An 18,776-nucleotide genomic window follows, 5' to 3' on the forward strand; every position below is an offset into this window, starting at 1 on the left:
TCCTGACAGGCGGATGGCGATCTGGCGTCAGGGCGCCGGGAACTCATGAGGTGGGCAAGGCCGGCGACTGTCGGCCTTGCTGTTTGGGAAAATGGCGCTGATCAGTAGACCCGCTCGCGTGCCTTCTCCAGCCGGTTCAGGATGTCATCCAGATTGTCCGGGAACACCATGAACTCCTGGAACCCTTCCATCGCGACCGAGGCCATTTCGGCAGGCGCATCGCGATCAAAGAATTGCGCAATACCACCCGGGGAATTGGACGACAGCATCTCAAACCCCTGGTTCAGCATCTCGTCATCATCGACCGAAGAGCCAGAGTTGACCGGCAACTGACCAAGGGCTGCGCCACCGTTGATTTTGGTCTGATTGTCAGCTGACACGACAAAGCGCAGGAAGGCGCGTGCGGCCTCCTTGTTCTGTGCGCCGGACGGAATGTGGAAGGTGTCCGTTGGTGCGTCCTCTGCCAGCTCGACATCGGGGTTGATGCTGGGGAACTGGTAGAAGTCCAGCTGATCCGTGCCAAGGCCCGCTTCGCGCAGCGGCGCCACAGCAAAATTGCCCATCAGATAGGCCGCGGCCTCGCCCTTGACCATAAATGGCAGGGCTTCCTGCCAGCTGTAGGACTGGTGGTTGTCGATGAAGGCCCCCATATCGATCAGTTCGCGCCAGTTGGCGAAGGTCTGCTTCACGCGGTCATCGGTCCAGGCGACTTCGCCGTTGGTCAGCGCCATGTGGAAGTCATACCCATTCGTGCGCATGTTCAGGTAGTCAAACCAGCCGCCCGCGGTCCACAGGAACTTGGTGCCGATCGTGAAGCATTTGCGTCCCGAATCGAGGATCTTCTGGCAGTTCGACTTGAAGGTTGCCCAGTCCTTGGGCTCTTCGAGACCGAGCTCATTGTAGATGTCTTCGCGGTAGTAGACACCCCACTGGTAGTAGGTATAGGGCACGCCCCATTGCTTGCCATCCAGCGTCATCGCGCCTTTGGTGGAGGCCAGCGCATCGGCGATGTCAGGTTCTGCCCATAGATCACTGATATCCTCGAAGAGGCCGGCAGAGACGTAGGGCCGCATACGGTTCGCGGCATACCAGTTGGCCACATCGGGCGGATTCGCCGACAGGAAGTTGCGGATCTGTGTCTTATAGGCTTCGCGGTCGATCACGGTCAGTTCAACTGACAGATCGGGATGCATGGCGTCGAATTCCTCCGCCATCTGCTCCATCACTGCGCGGGGCGCAGGATTGGACATGTCCGAAAAAATCTTGAGCGTGCCACTCAATTCAGCCTGTGCCGCAGTAGCCAGGCCAAGGCTGAGAGCGAGACCCGCAACCGTTCCTTTCAAAGTCTTCATGACGTCCTCCCTGTTGACGTAGGTTCTTTGGTTTCATATAGTGGAACCAAATTCCAACTATTGAAACTATGAACGCGCTCGGCTAAGGATGTCAACAGTTACATCGGCTGGGTTCGGTCAGAGAAAGGACAGTGATGGCGAAAGCTGCGCCCCAATCACGAGAGGCGGATGGTACCGTCGGCAAGGCGCTGGCGGTGCTGGATCAGATCGCCGAGGCTGGCCGCCCGATGCGGTTTGGCGAGGTGCTTGCCGCATCCGACCACCCGAAAGCAACGCTGTACCGGCTGGTCCAGACCCTGACCAATCAGGGGATGTTGGCCTACGACGAAACCAATCAGACCTACGCACCGGGCCTGCGGTTGGTACGCTTGGCCCATGCTGCGTGGCGGCAAAGCGCATTGGCACCCGTGGCACGTCCCTATCTGGATCAACTGTCTGCGGATGTCGGGGAAACCATTCATCTGGCGCAGCTTGATCGTGGGCAGGTGCTCTATGTTGACAAGCGCAATGCCGAAACGCCGATTGAAATGTTCAGCCAGGCTGGAAAGATCGGGCCGGGCTATTGCACCGGTGTTGGCAAGGCCATGATTGCGCATCTGTCAGCTGATGCACAGGCCGACGCCATTCGCAGGCAGGCGTTTTTTGCCCACACCGCGCACACCCTTGCAACACCTGAGGCGCTGCTGAACGAGCTTGCCGAGATCCGCCGTGATGGTGTGGCCTTTGATCGGGAAGAGCATGAACCGGGTATCATCTGCATTGCCGCCCCGATCCTGTCGGAGGCGGGCAAAGTGATGGGCGGGCTGTCGATCACATCATCGCTGCAACGTCAGTCGCTGGAGGGGCTGACGGCTCTGCGCCCGGCATTGCTGCAAACGGCCAAGGACATCGCAACCGCTGCCGAGACCTGGCAATTTCCAAGTTAACCCAAGGGGAGAAGACGCATGACAGGGGTCACTTTGGCCAAGGCCGTCAAGAAATATGGAGATGTGCAGGTGATCCATGATGTGGATCTCAGCATTGACGACGGCGAATTTTGTGTCTTCGTTGGTCCTTCAGGGTGCGGGAAATCGACATTGTTGCGGATGATTGCCGGGCTTGAGGAAACCAGCAGCGGTAATATTCATATCGGCGATCGGGACGTGACCCGCCTAGATGCAGCAGATCGCGGCGTTGCGATGGTCTTCCAGTCCTATGCGCTTTACCCGCATATGACGGTGGAGGACAATATGGGCTTTGGCCTCAAGATGAACGGTCACCCCAAGGAGAAGATCCGGGAGAAAGTGGCCGAAGCCAGCCGGATCCTGAAGCTGGACGACTATCTCAAACGCAAGCCCAAGGCCCTATCGGGTGGTCAGCGTCAGCGGGTTGCGATTGGCCGTGCGATCGTGCGGGGGCCTGAGGTGTTTCTGTTCGACGAACCGCTGTCCAACCTTGACGCCGAACTACGGGTCGACATGCGTGTTGAAATCGCGCGCCTGCATAAGGAAATCGGCGCGACGATGATCTATGTGACCCATGATCAGGTCGAAGCGATGACACTGGCGGATAAGATCGTGGTGCTGCGCGCTGGACGTGTGGAGCAGGTCGGCAGCCCGATGGAGCTTTATGCAGACCCTGATAATCGCTTTGTGGCGGGCTTTATCGGCTCGCCCAGCATGAACTTCCTTCAAGGAACCGTGCAGGGCGATGGTGTCGTTGTGCCCGCGCTTGAAAACCGTCGTGTTGCGACCTCAGTGGCCTTGCCAGCAGATGGCAGCAAGGTGCTGTTGGGTTTGCGTCCGCAGCATCTGAGCGTGACAGCCGCGGACAGCAGCTTGGTTCTTGACCTCAGGGAGCGACTTGGCGGTGTGTCCTACGACTATCTGAGCACACCAACCGGTGAAAAGCTCATAGTTGAGACCCGCGGTGACGAAGCCTTGCCTGAGGGGACAGCCGTTGCCCTGGGCTTTGATGATGCGGATGCATATGTCTTCGACGGGACGACAGAGCAACGTCTGCGCTGAAATTGAAAAACCCCGGTGCTGATGCGCGCCGGGGCTTCTTTCGTGTTTTGTGGCCCCGCTAAAGGGCTTACAGGGATTGCATCCGCGCGGCCTTGCCTGTCCACGCCGGATTGCTGGCCGCATCTGCGAGTGTTGCAGCAACATCGCCACGCGCGGCGATGCCTTCGGGATCGACCTCCTCACCAAAAAGCATGTCGCCGCTGCCATCGCCATCGGTCAGACGCACCGGGCGCAGGATTGCGTAGTCCAGTCCCGACTGCATCAGGTGTGTGTCGGCGTCATGTTTGGCCTGCAAATAATGGGCAAGGTCTCCGTCCGGGTCAGGATCATCCGCGCCGATGGAACTGAGCATGACAAATTTGGAAACGCCCGCGTGTTTGGCCAGATCAATCAGGGCTTTTGCGCCATCGCGGTCAACTTTCTCTGTCATCTCCGCTGATGTGTCGCCGCCGGACCCAGCTGCAAAAACGACGCTATCGCATCCCGCACAGGCCTCTGCAGGCAGATCTGTGAGGTCTCCGTGCCGCGTGGTCGTGCCGCGCGGCAATGTGCTTGTGTCGGACCCTTCGCGGATCAGGGCGATTGGGTGGTGGCCGAGACGCTGGAGTTTTTCAACGACCCGGCGACCGGTATTGCCTGTGGCGCCGGCTACGAGAACTTGCATGGTGATCTCCTTAGTTCCTGTGAATGATTTTGGTGATCGATAGCTGACGGCTCAGAACGAGGGCGCCATCGGACCCACCTTGGCCACTGCGGCTTGATAGCCAGGCTGGTCCTGCAGATCAGCCCAATAGCGCGCCACCCGCGGCGCGTCCTCTAGCGCGCCGATAGCTGCCAGATTGGCGAGGATGTAGGAAAACTGGATATCTGCCAGTGTGGCGGTGTCGCCAAACAGCAGCCCCTGTTCGGGCAGCTTCTGGGTAAGATAATCAAGGTGTTGAGCCATGGCACGTCTGGCCGCCTCGGTGGCCTCTTCACCCTTCAGGGCAGGCAGTAGCACGCCCATGGCGACTTCGGCGAAGGAGCTTTCGACATAGTCGAGCAGTTCCTCGTGATGAACCGCCTCGGCGCTGCCGGGGGAGGGATGATGATGCGAATCTCCGTACCGGTCGGTAATGTAGCGCAAGCAGGTTGCGGATTCTGCGATCATTGTGTCGCCATCCTCGATCACGGGGGATTTGCCCAGCGGATGTACCTTGGCGAGACTTTCGGGCGCCCTGAAAGACGCGGTGCGGTCATAGGTGACGACAGTGTAGGGTTGCCCCAGGTCTTCCATCAGCCAAATCAGGCGGATTGCGCGCGAGTAGGCAAGGCAATGTATCGTCAGCATGGGCGGCGTCTCCTTACAGAGGGTGTCGGTCGCAAAAGGAACGGCGGCCTTTTCGCCGCCGTTGTGTATCCAACGGTTGGGGTCGCGATTTTGTTCCTGAGGCCTGCCGCAGCTGCGCATCGAAGGACTCAGAGAGTGGAACCAGCATGCCCAGTCAGGTGTTCTATCCACAGCGATCGCGTCACATCAGGGGCAGTTGCAGCATATGCCTGCCGGATGTGGTACGATGTAGCCTTACGAGAGGAGATGGACCATGGCTGGAGGATGGGCGCGCGATGGCGCAGTGAGCGAGCAGATCGAGGCGTCAATCAGTGACGAGCTAGCGCGTCTTAAGTCGCGGCCTGCGCCGGTGGGCGAAAGCCTCACCCATTGCGCCGATTGCGAGGAACCGATCCCGGAGCCGCGCCGCAAGGCCATTCCGGGAGTGAAGCTCTGTATCGAGTGCCAGCAGGATCGCGACAGTGCCTACAGCGCGCGGGGTGGTATCAACCGGCGTGGCAGCAAGGACAGTCAGCTCAAATAACCGCCGACAAAAAGCAAAGGGCGCAGCCGATTGACCACGCCCTTTCTCTGTTCGGTGATGTGCGTGAGGATCAGTCCTCCATCGCCTCCAGCTCGTCGATCATATCGGAGATCATGCTCAACCCCTTGTCCCAGAACGTGGGATCAGATGCATCAAGGCCAAAGGGCGCCAGCAGCTCCTTGTGGTGCTTGGATCCACCGGCCTTCAGCATCTCGAAATACTTGTCTTCAAACCCTTCAGCCCCCTCGGCATAGACCGAGTAAAGCGCGTTCACCAACCCGTCGCCAAAGGCATAGGCGTAGACGTAGAACGGGGAATGGACGAAATGCGGCACATAGGTCCAGAAGGTTTCGTAACCTTCCATGAAGTCAAAGGCCTCGCCAAGGCTTTCGGCCTGCACTGACATCCACAGCGCGTTGATATCGTCTGGTGTCAACTCCCCCTCGGCGCGGGCGGCGTGCAGTTTGCACTCGAAATCGTAGAATGCGATCTGGCGCACGACCGTGTTGATCATATCCTCGACCTTGCCTGCCAGCAGGATCTTGCGCTCGGTCTTATCCTTGGCGTTTTCCAGCATCTTGCGGAAGGTTAGCATTTCGCCAAAGACCGAGGCGGTCTCGGCCAGTGTCAGCGGTGTCGATGACAGCATCTCGCCCTGATCCGCCGCCAGCACCTGATGCACGCCGTGCCCCAGCTCATGCGCAAGGGTCATCACGTCGCGCGGTTTGCCGAGATAGTTCAGCATCACATAGGGGTGCACGTCGGTCACGGTCGGGTGGGCAAATGCGCCGGGCGCCTTGCCCGGTTTCACCGCGGCATCAATCCAACCCTTGTCGAAAAACGGCTTGGCCAGATCGCCCATGCGGGGGTCAAAGGCGCTGTAGGCATCCATCACCATCTTGCGTGCCTCGTCCCAGTTCACGGTACGCGAGGTCTCCATCGGCAGCGGCGCGTTGCGGTCCCAGACCTGCATCCGGTCCAGCCCCAGCCATTTGCGCTTCAGCTCATAATAGCGGTGCGACAGCTTGGGGTAGGCCGCAACCACTGCTTCGCGCAGTGCCTCCACGACCTCCGGCTCGACGTGGTTGGAGAGGTGGCGACCCATTTGCGGCGACGGCATCCCACGCCAGCGGTCGAGAATTTCCTTTTCCTTGGCCTGGGTGTTGTGAACACGGGCGAAGATCTTGATGTTGTCGGAGAAAACCCGCGCCAACTCCCGCGCGGCGGCTTCACGCTTGCTGCGGTCCTGCTCAGTCAGGAGATTGAGCGTGCCCTCAATGTTCAGCTCTTCGCCATCCACGGTGAAGGTGAGACCGGCAATCGTCTCGTCAAACAGCCGCTCCCAAGCATCCCCGACCACACCGAGATCATGCAGGAATTTCTCCAGCTCATCCGATAGCTGGTAGGGTTTCATTGCGCGGATCCGGTCGAAGATCGGTTTGTAGCGGGCCAGATCGCTGTTGGCGGCGAAGTGGCCGTCCAGCACGGTGTCCTCAAGCCGGTTGATCTCCAGCGTGAAGAACACCAGCGGCGTGGTGAAGATGGTGATCTTTTCCTGCATGTCGGACATGAACTTCGCGCGACCCGCATCGGTGGTCAGCTGGTAATACCGCAATCCGGCAAAGGACATGATCCGGCCAGCAATCGCGTTGATCTTTTCATTGCGCAGGACACAATTGAGCAGGCCATCAGCATCCAGATCAGCCAGCTTGCCCTCGTAATCAGCCGCGAAGCTTGCGCATTCCTCTTCCAGCCAGGCCAGATCCCGGTCCAGATCAGACGCATCCTCAGAGGTGTAGAGATCGCTGAGGTCCCATTCAGGCAGATTACCCAGCCCGTCCGGCCCGGCCCCACCTGCGGCATTGGCGTTGACGTCTCGCATCAGGTCGCGGTCAAGGAAGGGAGCGTTGATCATCAGGGCACCTCAGGCTATTTTATGTCTGCTTCGACATCTAAGCGTGAGGGCAGGGGATCACAAGCAACCGCCCTGTGTGTTGCAGTGATTTATGCGCAGCATCAGGGCGGTGCGCTCAATCCAATCTTACGGCACAGGGCAGCCTAGTCTGCGTATTGGTCAAACAACCGGGTCATCTTGTCAAAAATGCTGCGGCGTGTGTCAGCCCCTTCCATCATCACCTCGTGCTGCGCGTTCTTGACCAGATCCAGTTCCCCGCCTGGCCAGCGGGCCATGCGATCATGGATGGCAGCGGTGTTGACGATCTGTTCTTGCGTCCCGAGGAAGGTGATGCAGGGCAGCGCGGGAGAGGGCATTTTTGCAAGGTCGGCGCATTCACGCAGACTCTCACCCAGCCACCGGACCGTCGGCCCGCCGAGCGACAGGTCCGGCTGTGCCGCCAACTGATCCTGCATGAGACGATACATCTCCGCATCATTGGTGAGCGAATTGCCCTCAAACGGGCTGGCCTGCACATATGGGGCAAGGGTGGTTGTCGGGGTCCGCATCGCGCCAATGCCGAACCGGTCGCCCATCGCGCTGAGCAACCGCGCCACAGGACGCAGGGCCGGGGGAATCTGAATGCCCCACATCGGGGCGGAAAACACACAGGCCTTCACCGGAAGCCCCTCCATCACGGCGCGCAGCCCTATGGCCCCGCCCATGGAGTGGCCAAGAACAAACCAAGGTTTCGGCAACGCCAGTCGCTCGGCCAGATCCACCGCAGCGTCGACATCTTTCTGAAAATCGCGAAACGCCCCGACATGACCCAGAAGGCGCTCGGGCAGCATCCGGTCAGCAAGCCCCTGGCCGCGCCAGTCAACCGCCAATGTGGCATAGCCGCGATCGGCCAGGTCCTGGGCTGCGGCGCCGTATTTCTCGATATATTCGGTGCGTCCCGGAAACAGCAGCAACGTGCCTTTTTCGGCGCCGTCCGGACGCCAATGGCCCACGCGGATGCGCAGGCCATCGCTGGTGGTCACCCAATGGGCCTGCCCGCCGTCGGGTCCTCGCGCGATATCGGCAAAGAATGGAGCGGGGGTCAGATCCATCAGGTGCGCGTCCATCAGGCCATCGCCGATGCCAGTTTCATCGCGGTGCCCATGTCACCATCAATGGTCAGCTTGCCGCTCATGAAGGCAGTTGTCGGGTTCAGTTCCCCTTCAATGATCGACTGGAACGTCTCGGCGTCGGCGGTCATGGTGACTTCGGCCTCTTCGTCAGCGACGCGCGCACCGTTCTGGTCGAGCATGATTGTGCCCATGCCGGTGATGTCGAATTTGGCGGAGCCATCAAAGCCGCCGTCCATTTTTTCGTTCAGCGTTTCTGCTGCTTGGGTCAGCGTTTCGCTCATGTTCAGTCCTCATATTTGGTCCGCAGCCGCAAATTTATGTGAGGGAAGGCCCCCAGGCTCTGGAAAACGCGGGCTGCGCGGTTACACTTAACCCATCATGGTTGCAAAATTCTCCAATCTCAAAGCTATCGTGGCGGCAACGTCTTTGACAGTCCTGTTTTCCGTGCCTTTGCAGGCGCGCGCGGAGGACCCCGTGGATGAGGCGGGATTGCTTGCGGCGCTGGCCCAGGCCGACCCGGGCGAGGCGATTGGCCTAGACAGGTCATTGCAGGCGCTTTGGGGGAGCAGTGGTTCTCCGGCGATGGACCTTTTGCTGAAACGAGGCAAGGACGCTCTGGAACGGGGCGACACCCGCATTGCCATTGAGCATCTGACCGCGTTGACCGATCATGCGCCCGGATTTGCGACCGGTTGGTATGAACGTGCGCGGGCCTATTTTACTGCGGGGCTTTTCGGGCCTGCGGTGGCGGATCTGGAGCGAACGCTGATGTTGAACCCTAATGACTACAACGCGATCTTTGCGCTGGGAGCGATGTTCGAACAATTCAATGATCCGCAAAACGCCTATGAGGCCTACCAGAGGGCGCAGGCTATACATCCGCATCACGAGGCGATAACCAGCGCGCTTGATCGGCTGAAGACCACAGTCGAAGGCAAAGAGCTGTAAAGCGGGCAATTGAGCGCGGTTCGGGCGTTGAGGGCACTATCATGACAGGCATGCAGAGTTCCGGGACCTCCCGGGTCCTGGCGGTTCTGGGACCGACCAACACCGGCAAGACGCATTATGCAATCGAACGCATGTTGGGGCACCGCACCGGTGTAATGGGGTTTCCGCTCCGTCTTTTGGCACGGGAGGTTTATGACAAGGTAGTGGCGGCCCGTGGCCCCTCTGTGGTGGCGCTGGTCACCGGGGAGGAGCGGATCGTTCCGCCGCGTGCGCAGTATTGGATCTGCACGGTTGAGGCGATGCCCGAGGGCATGGGCTGTGATTTTCTGGCGGTCGATGAGATTCAGCTCTGCGCCGATCCGGAACGCGGACATGTGTTTACTGACCGTCTGCTGCGGGCGCGTGGCACGCAGGAGACACTGTTTTTGGGTGCGGATACCATGCGCGGCCCGATCGCTGCACTGGTTCCCGGTGTCCAGTTTCTACGCCGGGAGCGGCTCTCGGATCTGGTCTATTCTGGCTCAAAGAAGCTCAGCCGGATGCCCGCCCGCACAGCCATCGTCGGGTTTTCCATCGACAACGTCTATGCCATTGCCGAACTTCTGCGCCGTCAAAAGGGCGGCGCGGCGGTGGTCATGGGCGCGCTCAGCCCACGGACGCGCAACGCCCAGGTGGAGCTATACCAGAACGGAGAGGTGGACTATCTGGTCGCGACCGATGCCATCGGCATGGGGCTCAACCTCGATATTGATCACGTTGCCTTTTCCTCCCTGACCAAATTTGATGGGCGCCGGATGCGGCAGTTGGTGCCGAATGAGCTGGCGCAGATCGCCGGGCGGGCAGGGCGCGGCATGAGCCACGGCAGTTTCGGGGTGACCGGCGACGCGCCGCCGCTGGACGATGGTGTGGCGCAGGCCATCATGGAGCATCGTTTCACGCCGCTGAAAAAGCTGAACTGGCGGTCCTCCAAGCTTCAATTTGGCACTGTAGAGGCGCTGATCCGTTCCCTCGAATCAGCACCGGAGGATCAGAATCTGGTCCGCGCACGCGAAGCGGATGATCTCATCGCGCTGAAATCGCTTTCCCAACAGGATGAAATTCTGGCGCGGACAACCAACGCCCCCTCGGTGCGACTGCTGTGGGATGTCTGCCGGGTTCCCGATTTTCGCGGCATCTCTCAGTCGGAACATTCTGGCCTTTTGGGCGTTTTGTTCCAGTATCTGCACGGGTCCGGTGTGGTGCCGGATGATTGGCTGGCACGACAGATAAAACGGATCGACAGGGTTGATGGCGACATTGACGCATTGTCGAAACGTTTGGCCTTTATCCGGACCTGGACCTACGTTGCACAACGGAACGGCTGGGTCCGTGATGAAAGTCATTGGCGCGGAGAGACGCGCGCTGTAGAAGACAGATTGTCGGACGCCTTGCACGAACGTCTGACTCAGCGATTTGTGGACCGGCGCACATCCGTGCTTTTGCGCCGGCTCAAACAGAAGGAGGCCCTTTTGGCCGAAGTGAATGACAAGGGTGAAGTGACCGTCGAAGGTGAATTCGTTGGTCGTCTTGAAGGGTTCCGGTTCTCGCCGGACAAAAGCGCTCAGGGCGCCGAGGCAAAGGCGTTGAAATCCGCCTCCCTGCAAGCACTCGCACCGCATTTCCATCTCCGGGCTGACCGTTTTTACAACGCGCCGGATACTGAAATTGATTTTACCGATCAGGGCGGCCTGATGTGGGGCGAACATGCTGTCGGCAAATTGGTGGCCGGCGCAGATCCGCTGAACCCACGTATCGAGGTTTTCGTCGATGACGCTGCTGGGGCAGACGTCGCTCAGAAAGTCGAACGCCGCCTGCAGCATTTCATCTCCCGCAAGGTCAACGCGCTGTTTGAGCCGCTGCTCAACCTGCAGCGGGACGAAGAGCTGACCGGCCTTGCGCGTGGCTTTGCCTTCCGCATGGTCGAGGGGCTGGGTCTTCTGCCGCGTGGAGCCGTCGCACAAGAGGTGAAGGATCTGGATCAGGACGCCCGTGGCGCGCTGCGCAAGCACGGCATTCGGTTTGGCCAGTTCACCATCTTCATGCCGCTGCTGCTGAAGCCGGCACCGACCCGCCTGCGTCTGGTGCTCTGGGCGCTTGCCGAAGGTCTGGGGGAGTTCCCGGATGCACCACCAGCTGGTCTGGTGACCGTGCCGGTCATCAAGGATGCACCGCAGGGGTATGATACCATGTGCGGGTATCGCAATGCAGGCGAACGCATGATCCGTATCGATATGCTGGAACGCCTTGCAGATATGCTGCGGGCCGAAGACAGCCGTGGCGGTTTTGAAGCCAAGGCCGACATGCTGTCGATCACCGGCATGACGCTGGAGCAGTTTGCCGATCTGATGCAGGGACTTGGCTACCAGGCTGACAAGGGCGAGCGGGTGAAAGCCAAGGCTGTTGATGCCGTGGTGACCGAAACCGGCACGCCCGAAGCCGACGTTCCTGTTATGGATGCCGCTCAGCAGGTTGAGAACACGCCTGCCGCTGCGCCGGATGAGGCTGATACCGCTGCAACCACCGACGCTGTGGTTACCGACCCGGTTGCGCCTGCTGACGTTCCGGTTGAGGTCACCGGGATCGAAGATGCGGGCGTTGCGCCCGTGGCGGAAGAGCTCGCAGATCCGGTTGCTGCCGATCCGATCCCGGAAACCGCAGAAATTGAGACACCTGTCGGCGATGCGGCGGATGCGAAGGTTGAGGAACAGGAAACCGAGGTTTTCTATACCTTCACCTGGGGCCGCGCCCGCAAGACCGGTGGAAACCGCAACGGCAATCGGCGCGGTCAGGAGGCTGGCGGCGACCGTGGCGGTGCCAAACGCGGTGGTGATGCCCCGCGTGGCAAGGGCAAACCGCGCGGCGGTAAGCCGGGCGGTCGTGATGGCAAACCCGGCAAAAAGGGCGGCCGTCAGGATCAGGGCAGCAAGACCTATTCGGCGCGCCCGCCGAAGAAGGAAAAGCAGATTGACCCCGACAACCCCTTTGCCGCAGCGCTGATGGGGCTGAAGCAATCCGATTGATCGGCTGCTGAAACCGAAGAGGGTGCTGGTGAGCGAAAAGATCAGAATTGACAAATGGTTGTGGCAGGCGCGGTTCTTCAAGACCCGCAGCCTGTCCGCCAAAATGGTCAGTGGTGGTCATCTTCGTCTCAATGGCAACAAAATCGCAAAACCGGCTCAGAACGTCTCTTCCGGGGATGTTCTGACCTTCCCGCAGGGCCGCATCATCCGAACCGTGCGGATCGAAGCCCTCGGAACACGGCGCGGACCAGCCCCAGAGGCACAGGCGCTGTACTTTGATTTGACCGAAAAACAGGACCCCGTGCCGCGCAACCCGCGCTACGAGGGAAAAGGTCGCCCGGATAAGAAAGAGCGCAGAGCGCTTGATCTTAGTCGCCGGGATGGTGCGTTTTGACATCTTGAAGCCGGCGCTTCGGTGATTTAGCTACAAGCCAAACAGCTACGGGACTCGGCCAACCATGACTTATGTCGTTACGGATAACTGCATCGCCTGCAAATACACCGACTGCGTCGAAGTCTGTCCGGTCGATTGCTTCTATGAGGGTGAGAACACATTGGTGATCCACCCGGATGAATGTATTGATTGCGGTGTTTGTGAACCGGAATGCCCGGCGGACGCGATCCGCCCCGATACCGAACCGGACATGGATAAATGGGTTGAGTTCAACCGCAAATATTCTGAAATGTGGCCGGTCATCGTCTCCAAGAAAGACCCGCTTCCCGAGGCGGAAGAGCGCGACGGCGAAGAGGGCAAGCTGGAGAAGTACTTCTCCGAGGCCCCAGGCGAAGGCGGCTGAGCCAAGGCTCCTGGCAGGACTATCGCATCATGTGAGCGGCGACTCACCTCCGGTGTTCTTGGCGCTGCTGCCAGGGATGCGCTGGAAGGTGAGCCCGTTTTGCGGTGTTTTCTATGGTCCGATAGCCCGCCACCATGAGGTTTCACGGGTCCTCGCCTTTTTGTAAGGCAAAAAATGTGATATACTCAGTCAGCAAATGACCAATCACGGATGTCCGCCTTGGCTGTGCGCCTTATGTCGCACGGGTCTGTTGGCGGTTTTCCTGCGACATGTCTGCGACGCGGATCTTCGGATCATCGCGCGTGTGGACCTGTGGCAGCCCAGCCGATCCTGACATCGGCACATAGCGAGGAAAGACCTGTATGACTAAATCGAAGAAGCCTGAATTCCGCCCCGACGACTATGTTGTGTACCCCGCCCATGGCGTTGGCCAGATCATTTCGATCGAGGAGCAGGAAGTGGCCGGCTTCGCGCTGGAACTGTTTGTGATCACCTTCGAGAAGGACAAGATGACCCTGCGGGTGCCGACCAACAAGGCAACCGAAATTGGCATGCGGTCGCTCAGCTCCCCCGATGTGATCGCCAAAGCGATGACCACGCTCAAGGGTAAGGCGAAAGTAAAGCGCGCGATGTGGTCGCGCCGTGCCCAAGAGTATGAGCAGAAAATCAACTCGGGTGATCTGATTTCCATCGCGGAAGTGGTCCGCGACCTGCACCGCACCGATGACCAGCGCGAGCAGAGCTATTCGGAGCGTCAGCTCTATGAGGCCGCGCTTGAGCGTCTGACGCGTGAGGTCGCAGCCGTTTCCGGTGGCGATGAAATCTCTGCTGCGAAGCAGGTTGACGAGGTGCTGACCTCCCGCGCTGCGGCGTGATCTTTACCCGAAAACAGCGGTGATCTAGCCAGCTGATATTCGGAAAATCAAAAACAAAGGCTGCGCTTCAGAGCGTGGCCTTTTTGATTTTTGGGCTATGATTTAGCCCCTCCCGATGTCACTGCGTATCTCTGACAGGATGATGCGCCCGACCACGGCCAAAAAAAACGAGCAGAGAATACCCATGACGGATCTAAAGACTCGCCTGACCGATCTCTATCGGGGCACTGACAGCGCATCCGTCCGCTTTCGCTACGGGCTGATCGGCTTTGATGCCGTGACCATCCTGTTTTTCATGTCCACCGCGCATATCCCCCACGGGCCATGGTTGATCGGGCTGAGCTGGCTGGTCGGGCTGGTTATCGCGTTGGATCTGGCAGCACGGTTTTGGATCAGCAGCAACCGGCGCAAGCTGTTCTGGCGCATTTACACGCTCGCTGACATCATTGTGCTGGTGTCGCTGTTGTTGGAGACGATTCTGCCCGGCGGGCTGGCGTTCCTGCGCATCTTGCGAGGGTTGCGGCTGATCCACTCCTACCATCTACTGCAGGATCTGCGGCGTGATAGCCGGTTCTTTCGTCGCCATGAGGATGCAATCATTGCCGGGATCAACCTATTCATCTTTGTCTTTGCGACGTCGATGACGGCTCTGGTGTTCTTCATGGACACCACAGGCAGCGACTATCCTTATATTGACGCGCTCTATTTTACGGTCGCGACGCTGACCACCACCGGTTTTGGCGATATCACCATGGCGACGCCTGCTGGCAAAACCTTCTCTGTATTTGTGATGGTGGTGGGGGTGACCCTATTTGTGCGGCTGGCGCAGGCGATCTTCAATCCGCAGCGTGTGCGTTATACTTGCAGCCAATGTGGGCTAACCCGCCATGATGTGGACGCTGTCCATTGCAAGCACTGTGGCGGACAGCTGAAGATCCGCACCAGCGGCGTGGAGTAAGCGGCAGCGGGCCTCAGCTGAGGGTGGCGGACAGGCAGAGCAGCGCGACAAGCTCACACAGCTGCTGCGTGGCCCCCAACACATCTCCGGTCTGTCCTCCAATCTTGGTGCGGGCAGTGGCAGCGAGGACGGCAGCGACCACACACATCGCCAGCAAGGGTCCCCAGACGGCCCAGCCAAGGGTCAGAACGGCGGCCAGGGTTGCAATCGCCAGCCCCAATCCGCAGTTGCGCCAGGGAGGGCGCCCGACGGAGGAGGACAGGCCGGTGCCGCGCGCATTCGGCAGGGCCGCCATGACGACTGGCATCATAGCGCGGCTCAGCATGGCCACAGGCAAGAGCGCCCATGCCGCGTCAGCCGCCAGCAGGCTCGCATAGGCGACCCAGCGCAGACCAAGTGTCAGGATCAACGCCAGTACACCATAGGTGCCGATTTGGCTGTCCTTCATGATCTCCAACCGCCGCTCACGGGTGAAGCCACCCCAAAACCCATCCGCGGTATCTGCCAGCCCATCCTCGTGCATGGCGCCCGTCAGAACTGTCTGTGTGAGCAGCGCGATCCCAGCCGCCAGCATCGGAGATAATCCTATTCCCTGCGCGATGACCGCCAACAGGCACGCCGGTACCGCGACGGCAACCCCGGCAAAGGGAAATGCCCACACTGCGTGCGCATGTCGCGCAAACTGTTGTTTTTGCAACCTTGGCATGGGCAACCGTGTCAACAAGATCAACACGAGCAGAAAATCTACACCAGATATGTCGTTTTTTCGCATTTGCGGGCCTCACGGAGGGCTTGCGGTGTCAAGATGAACCGGTACATACGGATGATCCGCTTTACCTGCGACGACCCCTTCGATGCAATGAGGCTTTCCATGCTATCACCGCTCTTTTCGCTTGATCACTTTCGTGCGCAGCTTGCGCAGGCTCCGGGCGTGGACGAACGGGCTGAAACGGCCGCAGCCGAACGCAACAGCCAATTGACCAAACCGCCGGGCTCGCTTGGGCGGTTGGAGGATCTGGCGATCTGGTACGGCAGCTGGCGTGGGACCGACCGCCCGGTGATCCGGGCGCCGCAGGTGATCGTCTTTGCCGGCAACCACGGCATCGTGGAGCAGGGGGTCTCTGCCTTTCCGAGCGAGGTGACCGCGCAGATGGTCGCCAATTTCAAACACGGCGGTGCCGCGATCAACCAGCTGGCAAAGCTGGCGGGCGCCCGTCTGGATGTTCATAGCCTCGATCTGGAAACGCCAACGAAGGACTTTACCAAAGACGCCGCCATGGATAGCGCCGAACTGCTCATGGCGTTGCAGACCGGGTGGAAATCGGTTGATCCCTCCGCCGATCTGCTTGTGGTAGGTGAGATGGGTATCGGCAATACGACACCGGCCGCAGCGCTGGCCTGCGCGCTGTTCGGCGGTGACGCCGGGGATTGGACCGGACGCGGGACCGGTGTTGATGACACCGGCCTGGCGAATAAAACCCGGGTTGTGGCGGAAGGGGTGGCGCTGCATGGCCCGGCCATCACCGACGGTGTTGAGGCGTTGCGCCGTCTCGGCGGGCGCGAGATTGCCGCCATGGCCGGGGCCATGACCGCGGCCCGCATGATGAAAATCCCGGTCATTCTGGACGGGTTTATCTGCTGTGCTGCGGCCGCCTGTTTGATGCGAACTCATCCGGCGGCATTGGATCATGTCGTAGCCGGTCACCAGAGCGCCGAAAGCGCCCATGCCGCATTGCTGACCCATCTTGGCAAGCCGCCATTTCTGTCGCTGGATCTACGCCTCGGAGAGGGGTCTGGCGCGGCCCTGGCCATCCAGGTGCTGCGGGCGGCTGTCGCGTGCCACAGCGGTATGGCGACCTTTGAGGAAGCGGGCGTTTCCGGCAGTTGAGCTGGCGCTATGTGCCACTGATGCCGCTTTGCCGTCCCGCTTTTTTGACAGGCGGGGCGATGCAACGGAGGATCAGGCTGATTTCTGATCTGAGGATTTCTTGGCCTCTGCTAGCTCCAAGAGCGCTGTTTCCAGATCTTTTTCCAGTTCGCGGGCGCGGGCGATATAAGCCGGGTTTTCGCTAGCCGGCGTTCCGGGAATCCAGAGACTCGCCAGTTCGCGCACGGTCTGACGATCATGGGCATAGAACGTCTGCTCCGCCTGCGCCGCCTCATATTCGCTCAGCCCGATCTGCTCCAGAACATAGCGGCCGGCGCGCAGGGAGCTGTCGAACATCTCACGCACAATATCATTCGCTCCAGCCTTGTAGAGCTCAAACACATGGTTGCGATCAAATGCGCGCGCAATGATGTGCAGATCCGGATAACCGCGACGGGCATGGGCAACCAGCCTGAGGGCTGCCTCTCTGTCGTCAAGTGCCACAACAAGAACCTTGGCCTTTGCAATGCCAGCGGCTTTCAGCAGTTCGGGGCGGGTCGGATCACCGAGGAAGCTCTTGACGCCAAACCGCCGCATCAGCTGCACGGATGCCATATTGCTGTCCAGAACCACGGTGTTGAACCCACTGGCACGGACCAGGCGATTGACGATCTGACCAAAGCGCCCAATCCCGGCCACAATGACCGGGCCTTCTTCGTCGATTTCGTCGGCGGCCTGTTCCTTGGGGCTGTCCTTGCTGTATTTCGACAGCAGGTCATAAAGAATGAACAACAGCGGAGTGATCAGCATCGACAGCGCGATCACCAGAAGCAGTTTTTCGGACAGTTCAGGTGGCACCACATTGAGCTGCCGGGAAAATGCCAGCAGGACAAATCCGAACTCACCCGCTTGCGCAAGGCCCAGCGTAAACAGCCAGTGGTCACGTTTCTTCAGGCCGAATGCTTTGCCCACAAAGTAGAGCACAGCGCCTTTTGCGATGATGACCAACAGGGCGAGGCCGATAAGATCGCCCGGTTCGGCCAGAAACAGGCGATAGTTGATACCGGCACCGACCGTTATGAAGAACAGCCCCAGCAGCAGCCCTTTGAAGGGGTTGAGGTCGCTCTCAAGCTCGTGCCGAAATTCACTGTTGGCCAGAACCACCCCGGCGAGAAAAGCCCCAAGCGCAGGCGAGAGACCGACCAGCGTCATCAGGAAAGAGATGCCAACAACGATCATCAGCGCCAGGGCCGTGTACATTTCGCGCAGGTTAGAGGCATGGATGAACCGGAACACTGGCCGTGCCAGATAGACACCGGCCAGCACAATCGACGCAATAGCTGCAAGGGTGACCAGGGTCACAGCCCACCCCGGCAGCCCTTCGACCAGCGACAGTGTGGCGTGGCTGGATGCACCGTGGGCGTCATCCGCGGCGCGCGCAATGGATCCATTCCCGGTGATCTGCGCGCCATGTTGGGCCGCCAGCAGCGGCAGTAAGGCAAGGATGGGAATGACCGCGATATCCTGCGTAAGCAGAACCGAAAATGTGGCCCGCCCCCCGCCGGTCCGCATCAATCCTTTTTCAGAGAGGGTTTGCAGGACGATGGCCGTTGAGGACAGCGAGAGCGCCAGGCCAATGGCCAGTCCCACCTGCCAGGTTTCACCCGCCAGCATGGCAGCCCCCATCAGGGCCATCGTACTGACGAGGATCTGCAGGCCGCCCAGACCGAGCAGCTTATGACGCATCGCCCAAAGCGCGCGCGGCTCCAGCTCCAACCCGATCAGAAAGAGCATCATGACGACGCCAAATTCGGCAAAATGGCGCAGGTCTTCGGCTTCGCTTCCAACAAACCCGAACACCGGTCCGATAATAATTCCGGCAGCCAGATAGCCTAAAACCGAGCCAAGCCCGAGACGAGCGGCAATCGGAACGGCAATCACCGCGGCTGCAAGGTAAATCGTCGCCTGATAAAGAAATGCATCCATAAGTTTTGGTATCGCAAGCGGTGCCCGGCTTGGCAACGTTTAACATGC

General features: G+C 59.8%; 18 protein-coding genes. 10 read left to right on the forward strand and 8 right to left on the reverse strand.

Translation table 11 applies throughout. The features are described from left to right. Positions 1 to 101: 101 nt before the first annotated feature. The gene (locus D1820_RS16740) at positions 102 to 1,352 is read right to left on the reverse strand and encodes an ABC transporter substrate-binding protein (RefSeq protein ID WP_118069829.1); all 1,251 of its coding nucleotides are present in this window, start codon (positions 1,350 to 1,352) and stop codon (positions 102 to 104) included. Positions 1,353 to 1,486: 134 nt separating this feature from the next. Between D1820_RS16740 and D1820_RS16745 the strand changes: the two genes are divergently transcribed. Both D1820_RS16745 and D1820_RS16750 read left to right on the forward strand, forming a co-directional pair. Next, entirely contained in the window at positions 1,487 to 2,278 is a 792-nt protein-coding gene (locus D1820_RS16745; protein WP_102897491.1) for an IclR family transcriptional regulator, read from the forward strand. Positions 2,279 to 2,296: 18 nt separating this feature from the next. Continuing rightward, positions 2,297 to 3,358 (forward strand): ABC transporter ATP-binding protein, encoded by a 1,062-nt coding sequence (locus D1820_RS16750; protein WP_102897490.1) that lies wholly within the window; start codon positions 2,297 to 2,299, stop codon positions 3,356 to 3,358. A 67-nt stretch (positions 3,359 to 3,425) separates the two neighbouring features. Here D1820_RS16750 and D1820_RS16755 read toward each other — a convergent pair whose 3' ends face one another. Next, positions 3,426 to 4,022 (reverse strand): SDR family oxidoreductase, encoded by a 597-nt coding sequence (locus D1820_RS16755; RefSeq protein WP_118069830.1) that lies wholly within the window; start codon positions 4,020 to 4,022, stop codon positions 3,426 to 3,428. 51 nt (positions 4,023 to 4,073) lie between these two features. Then, positions 4,074 to 4,688, reverse strand: a complete 615-nt coding sequence (locus D1820_RS16760; RefSeq protein WP_118069831.1) for a glutathione S-transferase family protein — start codon at positions 4,686 to 4,688, stop codon at positions 4,074 to 4,076. 253 nt (positions 4,689 to 4,941) lie between these two features. On the opposite strand from D1820_RS16760, the gene D1820_RS16765 reads away from it, so the two are divergent. Next, positions 4,942 to 5,211: a DksA/TraR family C4-type zinc finger protein gene (locus D1820_RS16765; protein WP_014873836.1), complete on the forward strand. Its 270-nt coding sequence runs from the start codon at positions 4,942 to 4,944 to the stop codon at positions 5,209 to 5,211. 70 nt (positions 5,212 to 5,281) lie between these two features. Here D1820_RS16765 and D1820_RS16770 read toward each other — a convergent pair whose 3' ends face one another. From D1820_RS16770 to D1820_RS16780, 3 genes are all read right to left on the reverse strand, one after another. After that, entirely contained in the window at positions 5,282 to 7,126 is a 1,845-nt protein-coding gene (locus D1820_RS16770) for a M3 family oligoendopeptidase (RefSeq protein WP_118069832.1), read from the reverse strand. Positions 7,127 to 7,269: 143 nt separating this feature from the next. Then, on the reverse strand, positions 7,270 to 8,232 hold the full coding sequence (locus tag D1820_RS16775; RefSeq protein WP_118069833.1) for an alpha/beta hydrolase: 963 nt from the start codon (positions 8,230 to 8,232) through the stop codon (positions 7,270 to 7,272). After that, positions 8,232 to 8,519, reverse strand: a complete 288-nt coding sequence (locus D1820_RS16780) for an SCP2 sterol-binding domain-containing protein (protein WP_040172450.1) — start codon at positions 8,517 to 8,519, stop codon at positions 8,232 to 8,234. Before D1820_RS16780 ends, D1820_RS16775 begins: the two co-directional genes overlap by 1 nt. 97 nt (positions 8,520 to 8,616) lie before the next feature. Between D1820_RS16780 and D1820_RS16785 the strand changes: the two genes are divergently transcribed. The 6 genes from D1820_RS16785 (at position 8,617) to D1820_RS16810 (ending at position 14,875) form a co-directional block, all read left to right on the forward strand. After that, on the forward strand, positions 8,617 to 9,186 hold the full coding sequence (locus D1820_RS16785) for a tetratricopeptide repeat protein (protein ID WP_040172452.1): 570 nt from the start codon (positions 8,617 to 8,619) through the stop codon (positions 9,184 to 9,186). 41 nt (positions 9,187 to 9,227) lie between these two features. Beyond that, positions 9,228 to 12,245, forward strand: coding sequence for a helicase-related protein (locus D1820_RS16790; protein ID WP_118069834.1), 3,018 nt, complete (start codon positions 9,228 to 9,230; stop codon positions 12,243 to 12,245). A gap of 28 nt (positions 12,246 to 12,273) precedes the next feature. Continuing rightward, the gene (locus D1820_RS16795; protein WP_040172575.1) at positions 12,274 to 12,639 is read left to right on the forward strand and encodes an RNA-binding S4 domain-containing protein; all 366 of its coding nucleotides are present in this window, start codon (positions 12,274 to 12,276) and stop codon (positions 12,637 to 12,639) included. A gap of 64 nt (positions 12,640 to 12,703) precedes the next feature. Next, entirely contained in the window at positions 12,704 to 13,042 is a 339-nt protein-coding gene (gene fdxA, locus D1820_RS16800; protein WP_014873843.1) for a ferredoxin FdxA, read from the forward strand. A gap of 362 nt (positions 13,043 to 13,404) precedes the next feature. Beyond that, a complete protein-coding gene (locus tag D1820_RS16805) occupies positions 13,405 to 13,917 on the forward strand; it encodes a CarD family transcriptional regulator (RefSeq protein WP_014873844.1) in 513 nt (170 codons plus the stop codon). A gap of 184 nt (positions 13,918 to 14,101) precedes the next feature. After that, positions 14,102 to 14,875, forward strand: a complete 774-nt coding sequence (locus D1820_RS16810) for an ion channel (RefSeq protein WP_102897484.1) — start codon at positions 14,102 to 14,104, stop codon at positions 14,873 to 14,875. Positions 14,876 to 14,888: 13 nt separating this feature from the next. On the opposite strand, the gene cobS is transcribed toward D1820_RS16810, so the two are convergent. Beyond that, positions 14,889 to 15,647, reverse strand: a complete 759-nt coding sequence (gene cobS, locus D1820_RS16815; protein ID WP_118069835.1) for an adenosylcobinamide-GDP ribazoletransferase — start codon at positions 15,645 to 15,647, stop codon at positions 14,889 to 14,891. A 99-nt stretch (positions 15,648 to 15,746) separates the two neighbouring features. On the opposite strand from cobS, the gene cobT reads away from it, so the two are divergent. Continuing rightward, complete coding sequence (gene cobT, locus D1820_RS16820) at positions 15,747 to 16,763, forward strand: nicotinate-nucleotide--dimethylbenzimidazole phosphoribosyltransferase (RefSeq protein ID WP_102897482.1); 1,017 nt, start codon at positions 15,747 to 15,749, stop codon at positions 16,761 to 16,763. 72 nt (positions 16,764 to 16,835) lie between these two features. Here the strand turns inward: cobT and D1820_RS16825 are convergent, their stop codons facing one another. Continuing rightward, entirely contained in the window at positions 16,836 to 18,728 is a 1,893-nt protein-coding gene (locus tag D1820_RS16825; RefSeq protein ID WP_118069836.1) for a monovalent cation:proton antiporter-2 (CPA2) family protein, read from the reverse strand. Positions 18,729 to 18,776: the final 48 nt, after the last annotated feature.

Source organism: Phaeobacter sp. LSS9 (assembly GCF_003443595.1).
GTDB classification, from domain to species: Bacteria; Pseudomonadota; Alphaproteobacteria; order Rhodobacterales; family Rhodobacteraceae; genus Phaeobacter; species Phaeobacter piscinae.

Coding starts and splice junctions, on each gene's coding strand:
- D1820_RS16825 (WP_118069836.1), bottom strand. CDS start 18,728: ATGGATGCATTTCTTTATCAGGCGACGATTTACCTTGCAGCCGCGGTG.
- D1820_RS16810 (WP_102897484.1), top strand. CDS start 14,102: ATGACGGATCTAAAGACTCGCCTGACCGATCTCTATCGGGGCACTGAC.
- D1820_RS16785 (WP_040172452.1), top strand. CDS start 8,617: ATGGTTGCAAAATTCTCCAATCTCAAAGCTATCGTGGCGGCAACGTCT.
- D1820_RS16745 (WP_102897491.1), top strand. CDS start 1,487: ATGGCGAAAGCTGCGCCCCAATCACGAGAGGCGGATGGTACCGTCGGC.
- cobT (WP_102897482.1), top strand. CDS start 15,747: ATGCTATCACCGCTCTTTTCGCTTGATCACTTTCGTGCGCAGCTTGCG.
- D1820_RS16770 (WP_118069832.1), bottom strand. CDS start 7,126: ATGATCAACGCTCCCTTCCTTGACCGCGACCTGATGCGAGACGTCAAC.
- D1820_RS16765 (WP_014873836.1), top strand. CDS start 4,942: ATGGCTGGAGGATGGGCGCGCGATGGCGCAGTGAGCGAGCAGATCGAG.
- D1820_RS16790 (WP_118069834.1), top strand. CDS start 9,228: ATGACAGGCATGCAGAGTTCCGGGACCTCCCGGGTCCTGGCGGTTCTG.
- D1820_RS16755 (WP_118069830.1), bottom strand. CDS start 4,022: ATGCAAGTTCTCGTAGCCGGCGCCACAGGCAATACCGGTCGCCGGGTC.
- cobS (WP_118069835.1), bottom strand. CDS start 15,647: ATGCGAAAAAACGACATATCTGGTGTAGATTTTCTGCTCGTGTTGATC.
- D1820_RS16760 (WP_118069831.1), bottom strand. CDS start 4,688: ATGCTGACGATACATTGCCTTGCCTACTCGCGCGCAATCCGCCTGATT.
- D1820_RS16780 (WP_040172450.1), bottom strand. CDS start 8,519: ATGAGCGAAACGCTGACCCAAGCAGCAGAAACGCTGAACGAAAAAATG.
- fdxA (WP_014873843.1), top strand. CDS start 12,704: ATGACTTATGTCGTTACGGATAACTGCATCGCCTGCAAATACACCGAC.
- D1820_RS16775 (WP_118069833.1), bottom strand. CDS start 8,232: ATGGACGCGCACCTGATGGATCTGACCCCCGCTCCATTCTTTGCCGAT.
- D1820_RS16740 (WP_118069829.1), bottom strand. CDS start 1,352: ATGAAGACTTTGAAAGGAACGGTTGCGGGTCTCGCTCTCAGCCTTGGC.
- D1820_RS16750 (WP_102897490.1), top strand. CDS start 2,297: ATGACAGGGGTCACTTTGGCCAAGGCCGTCAAGAAATATGGAGATGTG.
- D1820_RS16805 (WP_014873844.1), top strand. CDS start 13,405: ATGACTAAATCGAAGAAGCCTGAATTCCGCCCCGACGACTATGTTGTG.